Genomic DNA, 17,995 nt, shown 5'->3' with positions numbered 1-17,995 from the left:
CCGACCCAGGGCCGACCCGTCGGCCCGGATGTTCCCTGAATATCAATCTTCCGGGTGAGGACTGTTGTCGCCCTAGGGCTATAGGCTCTGGCGCTATGGCAATGTTTCTGTATCGACTCGGACGATTCTCGTTTAGGCACAAATGGTGGGTGATCGTCAGTTGGCTATTGCTTGCGGCCCTGGTCATCACACTGGTGAGCAGTCTGAATCCCAAGTTCTCCAAGGACTTTGAGCTCCCGGGTACCGACTCGGACAAAGCGATGTCCCTGATGAAGGAGAACTTCCCGGCAATCAACGACGAGCAGTTCAAGGCGTCCACGAGTGTTCTCGTCGCCGCGGACAACGGGCTCGAGGCGCACACCGCGGACATCGACGCGCTCGTCGCGAAACTCAGGACGTTGCCCGACCTGGTCGCGCCCGACACCATCATCAACCCGGTCGAGGTGGCCGCGGCCGACCCGGCGCTGGCCCCCAACGTCCTCGGCGACAACGGCCGGGTCGGTTTGATGCAGGTCGATCAGGACATCAACGTCGAAGACCTCACCCTCGAGGACAAGGAGCAATTCGAGGACATCCTCAGGGAGTTCCGAGTCGGCGGTCTCGACGTCCAGGGCACCGGGTCGCTGATGCAGGTCTTCGAGCAGGGCGGCACCGCCGAGATGCTCGGATTCGTCATCGCGTTCGTGGTGATGATCGTTGCCTTCGGTGCCATCGTGGCGGCATTCATCCCGATCATCACCGGCATCCTCGGCGTGATGATCACCATCATGCTGGTCACCCTGGGCGCCGGCGTGTTCAACATCAACGAGAGCGCAACCGGCATCATCACCATGCTCGGTATCGCGGTGTCCATCGACTACGCACTGTTCATCGTCTCCCGTTATCGCAGCGAACTGAACCTGGGCGGAACTCGAGAGGCCGCCGTGGGCCGTGCCGTCGGAACCGCTGGTTCGGCAGTTGTGTTCGCGGGTCTCACGGTGATGATCGCCGTCGCCGCACTGTCGGTGGTGGGTATCCCGTTCATCTCGCAGATGGGTCTGGCGGCGGCACTCGCGGTCTTGATCGCGGTGCTCGGCGCCATCACACTGATCCCGGGATTGCTGGGGGCATTCGGTCGGTTCGCCTTCTCGCCGCGCATCCCCAAGGTCCGTCACGGCGATGAGCCCGAGGACTCGATGTCCAACGGTCATCGCTTCGCGAAGTTCGTGACGAAATACCCGTGGCCGATCGCGGTCGTGTCGCTGCTCGCGCTTGTTGTGGTCGCCTTGCCGATGTCGAAGTTGGAGCTCGGGCTGTCATCGACAACCGATGCCGAGGTCCCCGCGACCGAACTGCTGCAGCGAGGATTCGGTGAAGGTATCAACGGCCCACTCCTGGTGGTGCTCAACGACACCGACGGCGGGTCCGTCGCCGCTGCGGCTGATCAGACGGTCGAGCACATCAAGACCCTGCAGAACGTCGCCAACCCCGGTCAGCTGACCTGGACGGGTAACGGTCCGAACAAACTGGACACGAAGGCCGGCGCGACGTCAGCTCTCATCTCGGTCACGCCGCAGCAGTCACCGAGCGGTCCGCAGACCCACGATCTGATGGAACAGATCCGCGACTACTCCTCGACCACGGATGCCGAGGGCGTCACCCTCAACGTGGGTGGGCAGACGGCGATCATGTCGGACATCTCGGCCAAGCTGAGTTCAGCGCTGATCCCCTACCTGGTCCTGGTCGTCGGACTCGCCTTCCTGATCCTCATGGTCGTGTTCCGTTCCGTCCTGGTCCCCCTGACTGCGACCATCGGCTTCTTGTTCTCGGTGTGCGCGACATTCGGTGCCACGGTGGCCATCTTCCAGCTCGGCCACTTCGGGTTGATCACGCACACCCAGCCGATCATCTCGTTCCTGCCGATCTTCATGATCGGCGTGGTGTTCGGGTTGGCGATGGACTACCAGGTCTTCCTGGTCACCCGTATGCGTGAGGAGTACGTGCACGGTTTGTCCGCCAAGGAGTCGGTGATCATCGGCTACAAGCACGGTGCCCGGGTGGTCGCGTCGGCAGCCGTCATCATGATCGCCGTGTTCGCGGCGTTCATGCTGGCACCCGACACCAGCTCGAAGATGATGGGCTTCGCTCTCGCGGCGGCCGTGTTCTTCGACGCGTTTGTGGTGCGCATGGTGATCGTGCCTGCGGTGATCACGATCATGGGCGACAAGGCCTGGTGGATGCCCAAGTGGCTCGACAAGGTCCTGCCCAATGTCGACATGGAGGGCACTGCGATCCGGAAGATCCCGATCGATTCGGACGCCGGCAACGACAAGCCGCAGCCTGCCACCGTCGGTTCCGCCGACTGATCTGGCTTCACCGGTCACCTCACCCCCGTCGACATGTCGACGGGGGTGAGTGCTGTGTGACCGGGCTCACGTAGAATCACGGTGTCCATCAGAGCCGGAGAAACCCTGTGTCGTCACCGTTGACCCGCCCGTCGAGCGCGTTGCGTATCGACCAGGACCCGCGTGTCCACATGCGACAGCTCGACGCGATGTTCGAGCAGTGGTCGGCGACGGGTGCCATCCCGACCGGCGTCCGGAAAGAGGTGGCGAGATCATGGGAACGGCAGCCGCGCAGATACCAGGATCCCGACCATCGACCGGCAGACGAGGTGGCTCATCGGCGGCGGGCGGACCCACTGCTCACCCACGCATCTGACGCCTTACGCGAACGGTTGCTGGCCAGCTGCACCGACACCGCCACCGAACTCGTGCTCTGCGACAAGGACGGCGTGGTTCTGTGGGTGGCCGGCCCACCGCAGGTGCGTCGACGCTCCGAGACGCTCGGCTTCGTCGAGGGCGCGTCGTGGACCGAGAACGCCGTCGGCACAAACGGTTTGGGCACCGCCCTCGCCGACCGGTCACCTGTGCAGATCTTCGGGTCCGAGCACGCGCACCCCGATCACCACAGCTGGGTGTGCACGGGCGGGCCGTTGATCGACCCCCGAGACGATTCGGTGCTCGGAGCGGTCACGCTCTCCGGCGGCCTGCGCACTGCACACCCGCACACGCTGTCGCTGGTGTGCTCCACGCTTGACGCCATCAATGCCGAACTACGGTCGTTGCACCGCGAGAGTCTCCGAACCCATAGCCAGGCCGCGGCCGGCCTGCTCGAGCCAGGCGGCGTCGATGCGCTGATTCTCGACCGCGGCGGCTGGGTCGTCGCCACCCGGGGCCTCGCGGTCAGTGAACGGCTGTTCGTCCCTGGCGGACTGCGCCCCGGCACCGTCTGGATCCCCAGCCTCGGACACTTCGACAGCCTCCCGGTCGGAGATCTGTGGCAGCTCGAGCGATCTACCCAACGCCTCATCACCCTCGAGCTCACCGCCGAACCACCGTGTGCCCGTATCTCGGCGGACGACAACGACCACACCTCACACCCGCTGACCCCACGGCAGTTCGACGTGTTGCGAGTCCTCGCAGCGCATCCCGGTGGGCTCAGCGCGAGGGAGCTGTCAGCCCGGCTGTACGGACCAGGTGATCACACGGTGAGCGTTCGCGCCGAGATCTCGCGGATCCGCCGCACGCTCGGCCCGCTTCTGGCCACCCGGCCCTATCGGCTGACGGTCCCCGCCTCGGTCATCTGACCCTCGCTGCAACCTCCTGCAACCCTCCCGGGCGTCCACATCGACCCCTACCGTCAGGTGTGATCCACCTCACGCGAAGGAGTTGTACATGACCACCACCGTCTCGCCTACTCAGACGGCGCAGGCTTTTCTCACCGATCTGGAACGCGCCCTTGCACATGCCCGCGACACCGGCGACGTCAGTGCTGTCACCGAACTGTTTGTCGGCGATTGCTACTGGCGCGACCTGGTGGCGCTGAGCTGGAACCTCACCACCGCCGAGGGCAAGGACGATCTGGCGAAGATGCTCGCCGCGACCCTGCCGCACTCGACACCTGGCAACTTCCAGTTGGACGGTGAAGCTGCAGAGGCAGCCGGCTCCGGGGAGGACACCGACGGAGACGAAACGAGTCGAGTGATCGAGGCGTGGTACACGTTCACGACCCCGGTCCTGCGGGGTAAAGGTCTGATGCGCCTGCGCGACGGCAAGTGCTGGACCTTCCTCACCTCGGCGCAGGAACTCCTCGAGTTCCCCGAGAGCAAGGGAACCCGGCGCATCAAAGGGGCTGAACACGGTGTGGTCCCCGGGCGTAAGAACTGGCTCGACCGGCGAACCGAACAGCAGCAATCGCTCGGCACCACCGCCCAGCCGTACGTGCTCATCGTCGGCGGAGGGCAGGGCGGCATCGGGTTGGCCGCAAGGCTCCGGCGCCTCGGGGTATCGGCACTGGTCATCGACAAACACCCCCGGCCCGGCGACCAATGGCGAAGCCGGTATTACTCACTGTCCCTTCATGATCCGGTGTGGTACGACCACATGCCCTATCTGCCCTTCCCGGACGACTGGCCGGTGTTCACCCCGAAGGACAAGATGGGCGACTGGCTGGAGAGCTACGTCAAGATCATGGAGCTCGACTACTGGAGCAACACCGTGTGCCGCCGCGCCTCGTTCGACGACGCCGCCCAGGAGTGGACGGTCGAACTCGAACGTGATGGACAACCCTTGACGCTCAGGCCGACTCAGCTGGTGATGGCCACCGGTATGTCGGGCATCCCCAACATCCCCGACATTCCCGGCGCCGAGACCTTCCAGGGTGATCTGGTGCATTCCTCGCAGCACACCGGTGGCGCGAAGTACGCGGGCAAGAAGGCTGTTGTGTTGGGAGCCAACAATTCCGCACACGACATCTGCGCTGACCTGTACGAGAACGGCGCCCACGTCACGATGATCCAGCGGTCGACCACACACATCGTGCGGTCCGAGTCGTTGATGCGCGAGGTGCTCGGTCCGCTCTATTCGGAGGAGGCACTCGCAAACGGCATCGACCACGAGAAGGCCGATCTGATCTTCGGGTCCATTCCGTACGGCCTGCTGGCCGACTTCCAGATCCCTGCATGGAACACGATCCGGGAGCAGGACAAGGAGTTCTACGACCGTCTCGAGGCCGCCGGGTTCATGCTCGACTTCGGCGACGACGGATCGGGGTTGTTCCTGAAGTATCTGCGTCGCGGCTCGGGCTACTACATCGACGTCGGCGCCTCCGAACTCATCGCCGACGGCAAGGTCGAGTTGAAGGCACCCGCCCACATCACCGAGATCCGTTCGCACTCGGTGATCTTGTCCGACGGCACCGAGCTCGACGCCGATCTGATCGTCATGGCGACCGGGTTCGGCTCGATGAACGGCTGGGCTGCACAGCTGATCTCGCAGGAGGTGGCCGACAAGGTCGGCAAGTGCTGGGGGCTGGGATCGGGAACAACCAAGGACCCGGGGCCCTGGGAAGGCGAGCTCCGCAACATGTGGAAGCCCACCGCACAGGCGAACCTGTGGTTCCACGGCGGCAATCTGCACCAGTCCCGGCACTACTCGCGCTACCTCGCGTTGCAGCTCAAAGCCCGCGAGGCAGGGATGAACGTGCACGTCTACGGCCAGGCACCGGTGCACCACCTGCAGTAACGGGCATGAAAGGATGGCCTCCAACAGTATTCGCCGCGATCCCAGGAGGCCCTCCATGTCAGCCGATTCCCACCAATTCGAGGCCCCGGACCGCAACCTGGCGATGGAGTTGGTGCGCGTGACCGAAGCGGCCGCTCTGGCCGCGGGCCGCTGGGTCGGTAAAGGCGACAAGAACGGCGGCGACGGCGCCGCGGTCGACGCGATGAGGCAACTGCTGTCCACCGTGTCGATGCGCGGCGTCGTCGTGATCGGCGAAGGCGAAAAAGACGAAGCGCCGATGCTCTACAACGGCGAAGAGGTCGGCAACGGCGAAGGTCCCGAGGTCGACGTGGCCGTCGATCCGATCGACGGCACCACCCTGATGGCCGAAGGTCGCCCCAACTCGATCGCCGTGCTCGCAGTGTCCGAGCGCGGCACCATGTACGACCCGTCTGCCGTCTTCTACATGGAGAAGATCGCCGTGGGTCCCGATGCGGCGGGCGTCGTCGACATCAACGAATCCGTCGAGTTCAACGTCCAGGCTGTTGCCAAGGCGAAGGGCATCGAGGTCGCCGACCTCACCGTCGTCGTCCTCGACCGTGAGCGCCACGAAGGTCTGATCGGCGAGATCCGCGCCGCGGGCGCCAAGGTCCGACTGATCTCGGACGGCGACGTAGCAGGCGCGATCGCCGCAGCCCAGGAGGAGAGCTCCGTCGACATGCTCATGGGCATCGGCGGCACCCCGGAGGGCATCATCACCGCCGTGGCGATGAAATGTATGGGCGGCGAGATCCAGGGCAAACTGTGGCCACGCAACGCGGCCGAGAAGCAGAAGGCCATCGACGCCGGCCATGATCTCGATCGGGTACTCAAGACCGAAGACCTCGTCAGCGGCGAGAACATGTTCTTCTGCGCCACCGGCGTCACCAACGGCGACATGCTCCGTGGTGTCAGCTACCGGGCGAACGGGGCCACCACCCGCTCGCTGGTGATGCGCTCGCGCTCGGGCACCATTCGCACCGTCGAGGGCCGTCACACCCGCCAGAAGGTCGCCGAGATCGCCGCGAACACCTTCCAGGACTGATCCCGCCGAGCGGCGCTCCGCTCTGCGGAGCCGCAGCACAGTGAGGGTGCCCTTCGGGCACCCTCACCACGGGTGGCAAAGTATCGAGGCATGAGCGACTCACCTGCCGAACAGTTCCGGATAGAGCACGACACCATGGGCGAGGTCCGGGTGCCGATCGACGCCTTGTGGCGAGCACAAACCCAGCGCGCGGTCGAGAACTTCCCGATCAGCCACCGGCCCCTGGAGCGCACCCAGATCCGCGCGATGGGCTTACTGAAGGCGGCATGTGCTCAGGTCAACAAGGATCTCGGCCTGCTCGACGGTGACAAGGCCGACGCGATCATCTCGGCAGCAAAAGAGATCGCCGACGGCAAACACGACGATCAGTTCCCGATCGACGTGTTCCAGACGGGGTCGGGTACCAGCTCGAACATGAACGCCAATGAGGTGATCGCCTCGATCGCAAAGAACAACGGCGTCACGATCCACCCCAACGATCACGTCAACATGTCGCAGTCGTCCAACGACACCTTCCCCACCGCGACCCACGTGGCTGCGACCGAAGCCGCGGTCACCGATCTGATCCCGGCCCTGCAGCATCTGCAGGAAGCCTTGGCCGACAAGGCTTCTGCCTGGCGCGAGGTCGTCAAGTCCGGTCGCACCCACCTCATGGACGCGGTGCCGGTCACCCTCGGCCAGGAGTTCGGTGGGTACGCCCGTCAGCTCGAGGCTTCGGCGGAGCGCGTCTCGGCCACGTTGGTCCGGGTCGGCGAACTGCCCATCGGTGGAACCGCGGTGGGTACCGGTCTGAACGCTCCCGACGGGTTCGGGACCAAGGTCGTCGCCGAACTGATCAATCTGACCGGTGTCAACGAACTCTCGCTGGCAAAGGACAACTTCGAGGCCCAGGCCGCGCGCGATGGGCTGGTCGAGTTGTCGGGTGCACTCAAGACCGTGGCGGTCTCGCTCACGAAGATCGCCAACGACATCCGCTGGATGGGTTCAGGCCCGCTGACCGGTCTCGGTGAGATCCAGCTGCCCGATCTGCAGCCCGGCAGCTCCATCATGCCCGGCAAGGTCAATCCGGTTCTGCCCGAAGCTGTTACGCAGGTCGCCGCGCAGGTCATCGGCAACGACGCGGCGGTCACGTGGGGCGGTGGCAACGGGGCGTTCGAGCTCAACGTCTACATCCCGATGATGGCGCGAAACGTACTCGAGTCGGTCAAACTCCTCGCCAACGTGTCCCGACTGTTCGCCGACCGTTGCATCATCGGTCTCGAGGCCAACGAAGAGCGTCTCAAGACCCTCGCAGAATCGTCGCCCTCGATCGTCACCCCGCTCAACAGCGCGATCGGCTACGAAGAGGCAGCCGCAGTGGCCAAGCAGGCACTGAAGGAGAAGAAGACCATCCGCCAGACCGTGATCGACCGCGGTTTGATCGGTGACAAGCTCAGCGAAGAAGAACTCGACAAGCGCCTCGACGTGCTCAAGATGGCCAATCTCGACCGCGAGCGGTAGCCACCCCAATCCCGAAAATGTGCCCTTTTGGCGAGCCCCACCTGGGGTTATCCTCGCCAAAAGGGCACACTTTTGTGTATGTGGGTCAGGCGAGCCCGATGTTGATCACGGGCTGACGGGCCGGGTCGAGCCATTGCACGATCTGTCGCATGATGTCGCGATCGATGGCGACACAGCCCCAGGTCGGCTCGTAGTTGGTGACGTGCAGGAAGATGCCGGACGCGTAGCCCTGTACCCGCTGCGGGTTGTGCGCGATGTTCACGACGTAGTCGTAGATCTCACCGGTGGACAGGATGTGCTCACTGTCGCCACCCGGGCTCTGTGGTGCCCGCACATGGGTGTTGTACGTCGGCGACCCCGGCAGGGCGTCCCACCAATCCTGGTCGTCCGCCTGGAAATAAGGCATCGCGGTTCCGGGGTTCGGCTGGTTGCCGAAGGCTTGGTCGAGCGCGAACACGCCCATCGGCGTCCGCCAGACGTTGTCGCGGGGAATGCCGATCCCCTCCGCACCGAGATGAGCCTCGGTTGGTCCGATGACCGCGGTCCAGGTGCCTGCATCGTCGCGCTCCCAGGCCGTCAGGGTCGCGGTCGTGTCGGTTACTGTCGCCGAACTCACCGTGATCATCTGGGTCGAGGTCGGGAACGCCGGCGGGGTCACCACCTCGACAGCACCGGCAGGGGTGGGAGCAACCATCGCGGTTGCGACACATATGGCGGCGAGCAGTGACAACACTGACCACATACGCCTCACAGACAACATCAGCACCACGTGAGTATGCCAGGACGGTGCTTCGTAGTGCGTCTCAGAGCGATCACAAGGTTGCACTAATCTGATCACTGCCGACCGTGTACACGAGGGGAAAGTGCTTCGATGCCGGTCGCCACAGGAGAAAATCGGGGGTTTTCATGCCGCTCGCATCGGGCAGCGTCTTTGCCGGCTACACCATCGAACGTCAGCTCGGTGCGGGTGGAATGGGCGAGGTCTACCTCGCCAAGCACCCGCGCCTCCCGCGGTCGGACGCCCTCAAAGTTCTCCCGGCGTCCCTCCCCGGGTCGAGTACCGCCTCCGACGAAGAGTTTCGCCGTCGCTTCATCCGCGAAGCCGATCTGTCGGCCCAACTCTGGCATCCCGGCATCGTGACCGTCCACGACCGCGGAGAGTTCCAGGGCAACCTGTGGATCAGCATGGACTTCGTGCCAGGGACGGACGCCGCAGAATTGCTGGCCATCTACCCGCGCGGCGTGAAGCCCGCGTTGGTGGTCCAGATAGCCACCGAGGTGGCCGCCGCACTCGACTACGCGCACGGACAGGGGCTCCTGCACCGAGACGTCAAACCCGGCAACATCATGCTCACCGAATCCATCCCGCACCGCGTACTGCTCATGGATTTCGGCATCGCGCGCCCGGCCTCGGACGTCGCCGGCCTCACCTCGACAGGCGCTGTGGTGGGCACGATGGCCTACGCCGCGCCCGAACAGCTCCGCGGCCTGCCCGTCGATGCCCGAGCCGATGTGTTCGCTCTCGGGTGCACTGTGTTCGCGCTGCTGACCGGTGCGCCTCCTGGCGCCGGTCGCGAGATCCCTCCTACCATCCGTCCCGTTCTCGATCGCGCTCTGGCCACCGAACCCGGCGACCGCTACAACTCGTGCGGCGAGTTCGCTCGCGAACTGAGCGCCGCCATGGATCTTCCACCGACGCCCGGATCCCCGCCCCCCGCCGCGCACACCCAACACGACGCGCAGCACGCCCCCACCCTGCTCGGACTGCCCTCCGTACCGCCGACGAACCCATACGGCACCACCACCCCACCGCCGGACCACATCTCGTCCGCCGCGACGGCGCCGACCGTGATGCAGCGCCCCGGGTACCCGGGACCCGCGGGACCACCACACCCGCCGTCACCCTCGGCCGGCCGGTCTCACACGCCATTGATCCTCGGGTTGCTCGCCGTCCTCGTCATCGCGGTCTCCGCGGTGGCGGCAACAGTCCTCTGGCCGAAGTCGGACGACGGACCCGCCGCTGCCGGCGAGCAGAACCCCGGACCTCAAACGCGTGTCACCACCATCACTCAGTCCGCCCTGGGACCGGCACCACTTCCCCCACAGCAGGCCGAACAGTCGCAGCGGGTGCAGGCCACCACCTCGACGCCCTCGGTTCAGCAGGTACCCAACGCTGCCGACCTCGGACTGGCGACACCGATCAGCACTCCCGCATGCGACGGAACCGGCATCATCGTGGTCGCCAACTCCACCGATCCAGCCGGATACCGCAGCGACATGGCCGCCGCCCTGGACAATTACCCCGGCGCGCGATACCTACGCACCGACCAGTCGTGCCCGTCACTGCGACCACGCGACGACAGCGGAAACCTGATCTATGCCGCCTATGTGGTTGTCGGACAAGGACGATCGGCAGTCTGCGCCGCGCTCCCCGCCTACCCGGAGCGCTACGGCAAAGTGCTCGACACCACCAGCGACCCCGACATCCCCATCTCGCCCGACAACTGCTGACACCCACCGCCGGGCACTACGAGAAAGGTGTGGCAGACCGCATCACATGCGATCTGCCGCACCTCGCCCGCTCGCTACGCTCCCGGCGCGCCGAGTCCATTTCGCCCGCTCGCTACGCTCCCGGCGCGAACTCCTCCAGCATCTCCGTCACGAGGGCCGCAATCGGCGACCGCTCGCTACGCGTCAACGTCACATGCGCGAAAAGCGGGTGTCCCTTGAGCTTTTCGATCACGGCAGCGACACCGTCGTGCCGGCCGACACGGAGATTGTCGCGCTGGGCCACATCATGGGTGAGCACCACACGCGAACCAGATCCCAAGCGCGACAACACCGTCAGCAGGACATTGCGCTCCAGCGATTGCGCCTCGTCGACGATCACAAAGGAGTCGTGCAGTGAACGGCCCCGAATGTGGGTCAGGGGAAGGACTTCCAGCATGCCACGACTGAGGACCTCCTCGATCACCTCCGTGGACGCGAGACCTTCCAGGGTGTCGAACACGGCCTGCGCCCAGGGCCCCATCTTCTCGGACTCACTGCCCGGAAGGTAACCGAGGTTTTGTCCACCAACGGCATACAGAGGACGAAAGACGACCACCTTGCGTTGGGTTCGCCGCTCGAGCACCGCTTCGAGACCTGCGCACAGGGCGAGAGCAGACTTGCCGGTGCCGGCCTTGCCGCCCATCGACACGATGCCCACGCTGTCGTCGAGCAACAGATCGAGGGCAACACGCTGCTCCGCACTGCGACCACGCAGCCCGAACACCTCACGTTCCCCCCGGACCAACTGCACCTGCTTCTGCGGGTTGACCCGACCGAGGGCGCTCGAATTCGTTCCCAGCAACCGGATTCCGGTGTGGCAGGGCAGATCTCGGGCTGAATCGATATCCACGACGCCGTCGGCGAACAACGTGTCGATCACCGAAGAATCGACGTCCAGTTCGGTCATACCCGACCAACCGGACGTCACCACGTCCTGAGCGTGATACTCGTCGGCAGCCAGACCCACCGCTCCGGCCTTGATCCGCAACGGGGTGTCCTTGGACACCAGCGTCACATCCTTGCCCTCGGCGCGAAGATTCAACGCGCAAGCCAGAATTCGCGAATCATTGGTGTCGGTGCGGAAGCCCGCCGGCAGGACTGCCGGATCGGTGTGGTTGAGCTCTACCTGGACGGTGCCACCGAGATCCCCGATCGGGATCTGCTGATCGAGCCGGCCGTGCTCGAGGCGGAGGTCGTCGAGCATCCGCAACGCCTCACGGGCGAACCAGCCCAGTTCATGATGATGGCGTTTGCCCTCGAGTTCACCGATGACCACCAGCGGCAAGATCACGTGGTGTTCGGCGAATCGTGTTACCGCCCAAGGGTCGGACAGCAACACCGAGGTGTCGAGGACATAGGTACGAGCATCGCGTGTGGTCACGAAGGGCTCCTAAGACGAAGTGGCACCACTTCGACTGGTGTTGCTGGACCGGTCGGTTCTGGCAGAAGTGGCAGGGTTGCCACGTCCACAAGGACCGGGGCCGGTCCCCTCGCACTCACGCAAGCAAGTCAACGATCGAACCTCCCGGACGAACCACTTCCCCGCGGCCCGTCACTCGTCAAAGTACGCCGAGTGCGGCGTGTCGGCTCGTCGGAAACCACGCGTGTCCGTGAATAATCGGTTAACTGTCCAAGGGGTGACAGCAGGCTGTTCCTTGCCCGGATTAGGGCGTTGCCGTGCGGACAGCGATGACCGTGACACCCTCGATCACCGACAAAGACCGGGCTTTCACCGAGTTAATCCGGGCTGCCAGGAGCGCGCAAAGGCCACGGCCACGATCCGGCTGCCGCAGTGGCGAGAGACGGCGGCCATTGAACCAGATCGTTGTTCTTGGGCTTTCGCGCCAAGACCGGTTGACTACAGGCCCGCGGCCGCCAGGATCCGTTGCCGTGCGGCCTCGTCTTTGTCGCTCAGCCCGCCGAGGCTCTGCAGCTTGAGGTCAGCGACCAATGTCGACGCGACATAAGTCGATGCATCCGCGTTGTACTTCGCGATGAGGTCGAGATCACCGAAGTTGTCCACGTCGGCACCGATCAGTTCCATCTCGGAGACCGCCTTGTCGACGGCGGTGACCAACTCGGAGATGTTGGCGTCCACGCCGGCGTTCAAGAAGTTGGTGAACGTCTTGGCCTGAACGCGGTCGTCGTGGAGGATGCGGCTGACGATGGCGGTGAGCACCTCGTTGTCCGAATCGGCGAGCAGCTTCTCTTCGAAGGCCACGCACTGCAGCTCGTGCACGGCGAGCAACGCCATCACGTCGAGGATCTGGTAGTCGGTCAGCGAGACCGGACTCTGGAGTTTGCCCTTGGTGATGTGATGCAGCCGAAGATTCTCGGCGACCTCGGGATCGACCAGTCGCGAGACCACCAGGTAGTCGCGCAACGCGATCGAGTGGCGGTTGTCCTCAGCCGTCCACGAACCGATGACCTGCTGCCAGGCACCGAAGATCGATGCTTTCTGTGCCATCAACCGGTGGTAGGACGGCATGTTGTCCTTGGTCAGCAGCAGCGCGAGCACTGCGGCTGCGGCATCGGCAGGCAGTGGTGCCGGCTGATCGGGGTCGAAATCGACGCCGCCCAGGAAGGCGAAGTTGCGGCCGTCGTCCCACGGCACCCAGTCATGCGGGTTCCATGCCTCGGCAGCAGCGTGGTGCTCTTCCATGATCTCCGGAATCGCCTTTTCCAAGGCGTAGAGCAGCTCGTCCTGGGTCAAATCATTCACCCGGACAGACTAGAGGCCGACCCGGGATATGCGAAATGCCCGGCGGGTCCGCGCCGCGGGCGCTCGGCGTCGACGCTCAGCGTGTGGTGCTGAGCAGACCCCACTGCTCGAGGCCCTCGTACAACGGGAAGTCGAGGGCGAGCTGGGACACCCGTTGACGCAGGGCGGTGACGTCGGCCGACTGACCACCGACAAGCGCGGACGCGATGATGTCGGCGACCTCGCGGAACTGATCCTCACCGAAGCCCCGAGTCGCAAGTGCCGGGGTTCCGATGCGCAGACCGGAGGTGACCATCGGCGGTCGCGGGTCGAACGGCACGGCGTTGCGATTCACGGTGATCCCGACCTGGTGCAGCAAATCCTCGGCCTGCTGACCGTCGAGATTGCTGTTGCGCAGATCGACGAGCACGAGGTGCACATCGGTACCACCGGTGAGGACCGATACGCCGACGTCGCTCACGTCCTTGGCGGTGAGCCGCTCGGCGAGCAATTTCGCGCCCACCAGAGTGCGTTCCTGTCGCTCCTTGAAATCGTCGCTGGCGGCAATCTTCAAGGCCACGGCCTTCGCGGCGATCACGTGCATGAGCGGGCCACCCTGCTGACCGGGGAACACGGCCGAGTTCAGCTTCTTCGCCCATTCCTGCTTCGCGAGGATGATGCCCGACCGCGGGCCACCGAGAGTCTTGTGGACCGTGGACGACACCACATCGGCGTACGGCACGGGTGACGGGTGCAGCCCCGAGGCGACCAGCCCGGCGAAGTGGGCCATGTCGACCCAGAGGTGGGCACCGACCTCGTCGGCAATGGACCGGAAAGCCTCGAAATCCAGGGTCCGAGGGTAGGCCGACCAGCCGGCGACGATCACCTTCGGCTTGGTGTCGAGGGCGATCTTGCGCACCTCGTCCATGTCCACCCGGAAATCCTCTTTGCTCACGCCGTAGAAAGCGTTCTCGTAGAGCTTGCCGGAGAAGTTCAGGCGCATGCCGTGGGTGAGGTGACCGCCATGGGCGAGGTCGAGCCCGAGCAGCGTCTCGCCGGGTTCCATCAAGGCAGCCAGCACCGCAGCGTTGGCCTGGGCACCCGAATGTGGCTGCACATTGGCGAACTCGGCACCGAACAGTTCTTTGGCCCGGTTGCGGGCGATGTCCTCGACGACGTCGACATATTCGCATCCGCCGTAGTACCGGCGACCCGGGTAGCCCTCGGCGTACTTGTTGGTGAGCACACTGCCCTGCGCCTGCAGCACCGCGCGCGGTACGAAGTTCTCCGACGCGATCATCTCGAGGGTGTCCCGCTGACGGGTCAGCTCCCCGTTCATCGCGGCCGCCACATCCGGATCTAGCTCAGCCAGGGATGCGGTGTTGACGTCGGTCATTGTTCTCCTTGAGCGCGCTAAGCAGCGTAAGAGGCGGTGAGTACTCGTCCGCCAGTCTAGGAGACGGGTCCGACGTCGTGAAAACTGCGCCTGAACCGATCAGCTCTGGAAAGCGAGTTCTGCGCGCAGCGCCGCCGGGGTGAGGGGTTCGTCCAGCAAGCGGCCGAAGCGAGCGAGGTGGTCACCGGCAGGAACCGAACTGCCGGCTCCCTGCGCGACACCGGCTTCGAGCCACGTCTGCAGCAGCCGGTACCCCTCGACGTAGGTGCTGATGTACGCGCGCCACAGGGGCGACGACAGGAAACGCAGCATCTGCCTGGCCCGCTCGTCTGTCGCCAGCAACCATTGCCGCAGGTACGCCGCAACGGTGTCGTGGTCGGCACCTCTGTCGTGCAGCAGGAGAGCCGCGTCCTGGCGAACACCGAGCAGTCCCCCGGTTGCCCTGCCGATCGCCTCGGCACGCCTGCCGTCGAAGCGCAGGCCGAGGTCGGCGTAGATCTCCTGCGCCCACGTACCCCAGTCGGGACCGACCGCGGCGACCAGCGCATGGTCGGCCAGCCCCTCGGCCATGAGGCATTGGGGCGTGTTCACGAGGAAAATCGTCTGCTCGATCTGTCCCCCACCCACCAGGATCTGCTCTTTGCGGCAATGTTCGGTGTGGTGTCCCGGATAGGCCTCGTGCGCGATCAGATGTGGCAGCGACGACATGTACTGCGTGAGGTCGCCGTTGATCGCGACGCGGGAGCGGTAGTCGCCCAGGTAATAGTTGAAACCAGACCACGGTTTGTCCGCGACGACCTCGAAGTCGACGACCTCGGTGTCCGGCAATGTGTAGGTACCGCGCACTTTGTCGCGCAAGGCGCTGCTGAAGGCCGAGACCGCATCGGCGATCTTGTCGGCCGGGATCTCCTCGGAGCGGCGGTGCGCGGCATAACGATCCGCGAGGTCACCACCACCGGGGAGAAGCGCGTCCAGATCGAGGTGCGCCTGGCGATAGTGCTCGGGGTCGCCCATCTCGATGTCGACGTCGAAATAGTCGCGCACCTCGTCGACGAAGGTGATCTCGTCGCCCGCGAACTTTCGGGCAGAGCATTCGAGCGCACGCAGAGCCGAGGTCAGGAACTGGGCACGCTGAGGAGTCAGGCCGGTCCCGCCCACTTCGGCCCGCAGGGTCGCGGCTCGGCGCGCCAGTTGCCGAGGATCGGGGGCCGTCGCGTTCTCGACCTCTCGGCGCAGGGCAGGATCGCCGGTGAAGGCGTCGACGAAGCCCGGTTCGAAGCGATCGAAAGCCAGCCCGAGCCGCAGATACTCCTCGACGAGAGCATTGGTGTGCATGGGGTCAAACGGTACCGAAACCACCCCGAAGTCACCTGCCTGCCAGGCGTTCGCAAGACTGATGACATGCCATGGGTCCCACGGATCGATTGTTGACATGTCGCGAATGACCGAGCCGAGTCCGTACATCGAACTCGACCGCAGGCAATGGCGCGACCTTCGTCAGTCGATGCCCATGGTGTTGACCGAGGGTGAATTGCGCGACCTGCGAGGGCTCGGTGAGCAGATCGACCTCACCGAGGTCGCCGACGTGTACCTGCCGCTGTCCCGATTGATCCATCTCCAGGTCGCCGCCCGGCAACGGCTGTTCGCGGCCACCGCCACATTCCTCGGCGAGCGGCAGCCCGAACGCCAGGTGCCCTTCATCATCGGGGTCGCCGGAAGTGTGGCCGTCGGGAAGTCGACCACCGCGCGTGTGCTCCAGGCGTTGCTGGCGCGGTGGGAGAGCCATCCGAAGGTCGACCTGGTGACCACGGACGGATTCCTCTACCCCACCGCCGAACTCGAACGGCGCGGAATCATGCACCGCAAGGGTTTCCCGGAATCGTACGACCGCCGCGCTCTGCTCCGGTTCGTCACCGAGGTGAAATCAGGGGCCGCCGATGTCTCGGCGCCGGTGTACTCCCACCTCACCTACGACATCGTCCGCGACACGAAACACCATGTGCAACAACCCGACATCCTCATCGTCGAGGGGCTGAACGTACTGCAGACCGGGTCACGGCTGATGGTGTCGGACCTCTTCGACTTCTCCATCTACGTCGATGCCCGGATCGAGGACATCGAGGACTGGTACATCCATCGTTTCCTCGCGATGCGCACCACCGCATTCGCCGATCCACATTCGCATTTCCACCACTACTCGTCGCTGACCGACGAACAGGCCACCCTTGCAGCGCGGGACATCTGGAACGGGATCAACCGGCCGAACCTCGTGGAGAACATTCTCCCGACCCGGCCGCGCGCCACTCTTGTACTCCGCAAAGACGCCGATCACGCCATCAACCGCGTGCGCTTGCGCAAGATCTGAGGCAGAGGCCGACCTGGCTCAGATCACTTGCCGAAGCGTCGGCTGCGATCACTTGCCGAAGCGTCGGCTGCGGGCGGCGTAATCCCGCAGTGCGCGTAGGAAGTCCACGCGCCGGAACGCCGGCCAGTAGGCGTCGGTGAACCAGATCTCCGAATACGCGCTCTGCCACAGGAGGAATCCCGAGAGCCGTTGCTCCCCTGATGTTCTGATCACCAGATCAGGGTCCGGCTGGCCGCGGGTGTAGAGGTTCTGGTCGATGGCCTCCACCGTGACGGCGTCGATGAGCTGATCGGGTGAGTCGCCCGCCGCGATGCGGTCGGCCAGCAGGGACCGGACGGAATCGACGATCTCCTGGCGGCCGCCGTAGCCGACAGCGACGTTCACGTTGGGTCCCGTACGTCCGGAGGACTGTTGTTGCGCTGCCTTGAGCCGCGCGGAAACCTCGTCGGGCAACTGGTCGAGCGCGCCGACTATCTGCACCCGCCATGGCTGGCCCGGCGCCGAGATCTCCTCGACGATGTCGGGCACGATCTGCAGCAGCTCGCCGAGCTCGGCCGAATCACGATTCAGGTTCTCGGTGGAGAGCAGGTAGATGGTCACGGTCTCGATGCCGAGTTCACTGCACCACCGGAGAACCTCGGCGATCTTCTGCGCACCGACCCGGTGTCCGTGGTTGACGTTCTCGAATCCGGCTTCGCGAGCCCATCGCCGGTTGCCATCGCAGATGATCGCGATATGCCTGGGGTTCTGCGACGGATCCAGATAGTGAGTCAGTCGACGCTCGTAGACCCGGTACATGGGTCCGCGCATGGCGTCGGGGATGAGCTTCACCCGCTACACCTTACGCGGCGACGAT

13 protein-coding genes are annotated in these 17,995 nt (G+C 64.8%); 7 read left to right on the top strand and 6 right to left on the bottom strand.

Going from position 1 to position 17,995, the window contains the following annotated elements:
• The first annotated feature begins 95 nt into the window (after window positions 1-95).
• The 5 genes from CSW57_RS06160 (at window position 96) to CSW57_RS06140 (ending at window position 8,127) form a co-directional block, all read left to right on the top strand.
• Window positions 96-2,345 (top strand): MMPL family transporter, encoded by a 2,250-nt coding sequence (locus CSW57_RS06160; RefSeq protein WP_099381841.1) that lies wholly within the window; start codon window positions 96-98, stop codon window positions 2,343-2,345.
• Between the two features lie 107 nt (window positions 2,346-2,452).
• Window positions 2,453-3,628 (top strand): helix-turn-helix domain-containing protein, encoded by a 1,176-nt coding sequence (locus CSW57_RS06155; protein WP_143696485.1) that lies wholly within the window; start codon window positions 2,453-2,455, stop codon window positions 3,626-3,628.
• Window positions 3,629-3,716: 88 nt separating this feature from the next.
• Window positions 3,717-5,564 (top strand): NAD(P)/FAD-dependent oxidoreductase, encoded by a 1,848-nt coding sequence (locus tag CSW57_RS06150; protein WP_099381839.1) that lies wholly within the window; start codon window positions 3,717-3,719, stop codon window positions 5,562-5,564.
• 55 nt (window positions 5,565-5,619) lie between these two features.
• Window positions 5,620-6,627, top strand: coding sequence for a class II fructose-bisphosphatase (gene glpX / locus CSW57_RS06145; RefSeq protein ID WP_023963074.1), 1,008 nt, complete (start codon window positions 5,620-5,622; stop codon window positions 6,625-6,627).
• A gap of 90 nt (window positions 6,628-6,717) precedes the next feature.
• On the top strand, window positions 6,718-8,127 hold the full coding sequence (locus CSW57_RS06140) for a class II fumarate hydratase (protein ID WP_023963071.1): 1,410 nt from the start codon (window positions 6,718-6,720) through the stop codon (window positions 8,125-8,127).
• Between the two features lie 85 nt (window positions 8,128-8,212).
• Here the strand turns inward: CSW57_RS06140 and CSW57_RS06135 are convergent, their stop codons facing one another.
• The gene (locus CSW57_RS06135; protein ID WP_099382104.1) at window positions 8,213-8,821 is read right to left on the bottom strand and encodes a L,D-transpeptidase family protein; all 609 of its coding nucleotides are present in this window, start codon (window positions 8,819-8,821) and stop codon (window positions 8,213-8,215) included.
• Between the two features lie 212 nt (window positions 8,822-9,033).
• Here CSW57_RS06135 and CSW57_RS24805 point away from each other — a divergent pair, with 212 nt between their 5' ends.
• Window positions 9,034-10,638 (top strand): serine/threonine-protein kinase, encoded by a 1,605-nt coding sequence (locus CSW57_RS24805; RefSeq protein ID WP_099381838.1) that lies wholly within the window; start codon window positions 9,034-9,036, stop codon window positions 10,636-10,638.
• Between the two features lie 112 nt (window positions 10,639-10,750).
• Here the strand turns inward: CSW57_RS24805 and CSW57_RS06125 are convergent, their stop codons facing one another.
• The 4 genes from CSW57_RS06125 to CSW57_RS06110 all read right to left on the bottom strand — a co-directional run bounded on the left by CSW57_RS06125 (window position 10,751) and on the right by CSW57_RS06110 (window position 16,109).
• Window positions 10,751-12,058 (bottom strand): PhoH family protein, encoded by a 1,308-nt coding sequence (locus tag CSW57_RS06125; RefSeq protein ID WP_023963065.1) that lies wholly within the window; start codon window positions 12,056-12,058, stop codon window positions 10,751-10,753.
• Between the two features lie 477 nt (window positions 12,059-12,535).
• Complete coding sequence (locus tag CSW57_RS06120) at window positions 12,536-13,399, bottom strand: acyl-ACP desaturase (protein ID WP_099381837.1); 864 nt, start codon at window positions 13,397-13,399, stop codon at window positions 12,536-12,538.
• 76 nt (window positions 13,400-13,475) lie between these two features.
• Complete coding sequence (gene glyA, locus CSW57_RS06115; protein WP_062799935.1) at window positions 13,476-14,774, bottom strand: serine hydroxymethyltransferase; 1,299 nt, start codon at window positions 14,772-14,774, stop codon at window positions 13,476-13,478.
• 99 nt (window positions 14,775-14,873) lie between these two features.
• Window positions 14,874-16,109 (bottom strand): DUF885 domain-containing protein, encoded by a 1,236-nt coding sequence (locus CSW57_RS06110; RefSeq protein WP_099382103.1) that lies wholly within the window; start codon window positions 16,107-16,109, stop codon window positions 14,874-14,876.
• Between the two features lie 97 nt (window positions 16,110-16,206).
• On the opposite strand from CSW57_RS06110, the gene coaA reads away from it, so the two are divergent.
• Complete coding sequence (gene coaA, locus CSW57_RS06105) at window positions 16,207-17,139, top strand: type I pantothenate kinase (RefSeq protein ID WP_023963057.1); 933 nt, start codon at window positions 16,207-16,209, stop codon at window positions 17,137-17,139.
• A gap of 48 nt (window positions 17,140-17,187) precedes the next feature.
• Here coaA and CSW57_RS06100 read toward each other — a convergent pair whose 3' ends face one another.
• A complete protein-coding gene (locus CSW57_RS06100) occupies window positions 17,188-17,970 on the bottom strand; it encodes an isoprenyl transferase (protein WP_030170951.1) in 783 nt (260 codons plus the stop codon).
• Between the last annotated feature and the right edge of the window lie 25 nt (window positions 17,971-17,995).

The sequence above is a fragment of the Williamsia muralis genome, from assembly GCF_002735905.1.
GTDB classification, from domain to species: Bacteria; Actinomycetota; Actinomycetes; order Mycobacteriales; family Mycobacteriaceae; genus Williamsia; species Williamsia muralis_A.
The sequence above is the reverse complement of the archived record's forward strand: the minus strand, read 5'-3'. Positions and strand labels throughout refer to the sequence as shown.

Excerpts from the sequence above, each read along its gene's own strand:
- CSW57_RS06135 (WP_099382104.1), bottom strand. The coding sequence starts at position 8,821 with ATGGTTGCTCCCACCCCTGCCGGTGCTGTCGAGGTGGTGACCCCGCCG.
- glpX (WP_023963074.1), top strand. The coding sequence starts at position 5,620 with ATGTCAGCCGATTCCCACCAATTCGAGGCCCCGGACCGCAACCTGGCG.
- CSW57_RS24805 (WP_099381838.1), top strand. The coding sequence starts at position 9,034 with ATGCCGCTCGCATCGGGCAGCGTCTTTGCCGGCTACACCATCGAACGT.
- coaA (WP_023963057.1), top strand. The coding sequence starts at position 16,207 with ATGTCGCGAATGACCGAGCCGAGTCCGTACATCGAACTCGACCGCAGG.
- CSW57_RS06140 (WP_023963071.1), top strand. The coding sequence starts at position 6,718 with ATGAGCGACTCACCTGCCGAACAGTTCCGGATAGAGCACGACACCATG.
- glyA (WP_062799935.1), bottom strand. The coding sequence starts at position 14,774 with ATGACCGACGTCAACACCGCATCCCTGGCTGAGCTAGATCCGGATGTG.
- CSW57_RS06150 (WP_099381839.1), top strand. The coding sequence starts at position 3,717 with ATGACCACCACCGTCTCGCCTACTCAGACGGCGCAGGCTTTTCTCACC.
- CSW57_RS06160 (WP_099381841.1), top strand. The coding sequence starts at position 96 with ATGGCAATGTTTCTGTATCGACTCGGACGATTCTCGTTTAGGCACAAA.
- CSW57_RS06110 (WP_099382103.1), bottom strand. The coding sequence starts at position 16,109 with ATGCACACCAATGCTCTCGTCGAGGAGTATCTGCGGCTCGGGCTGGCT.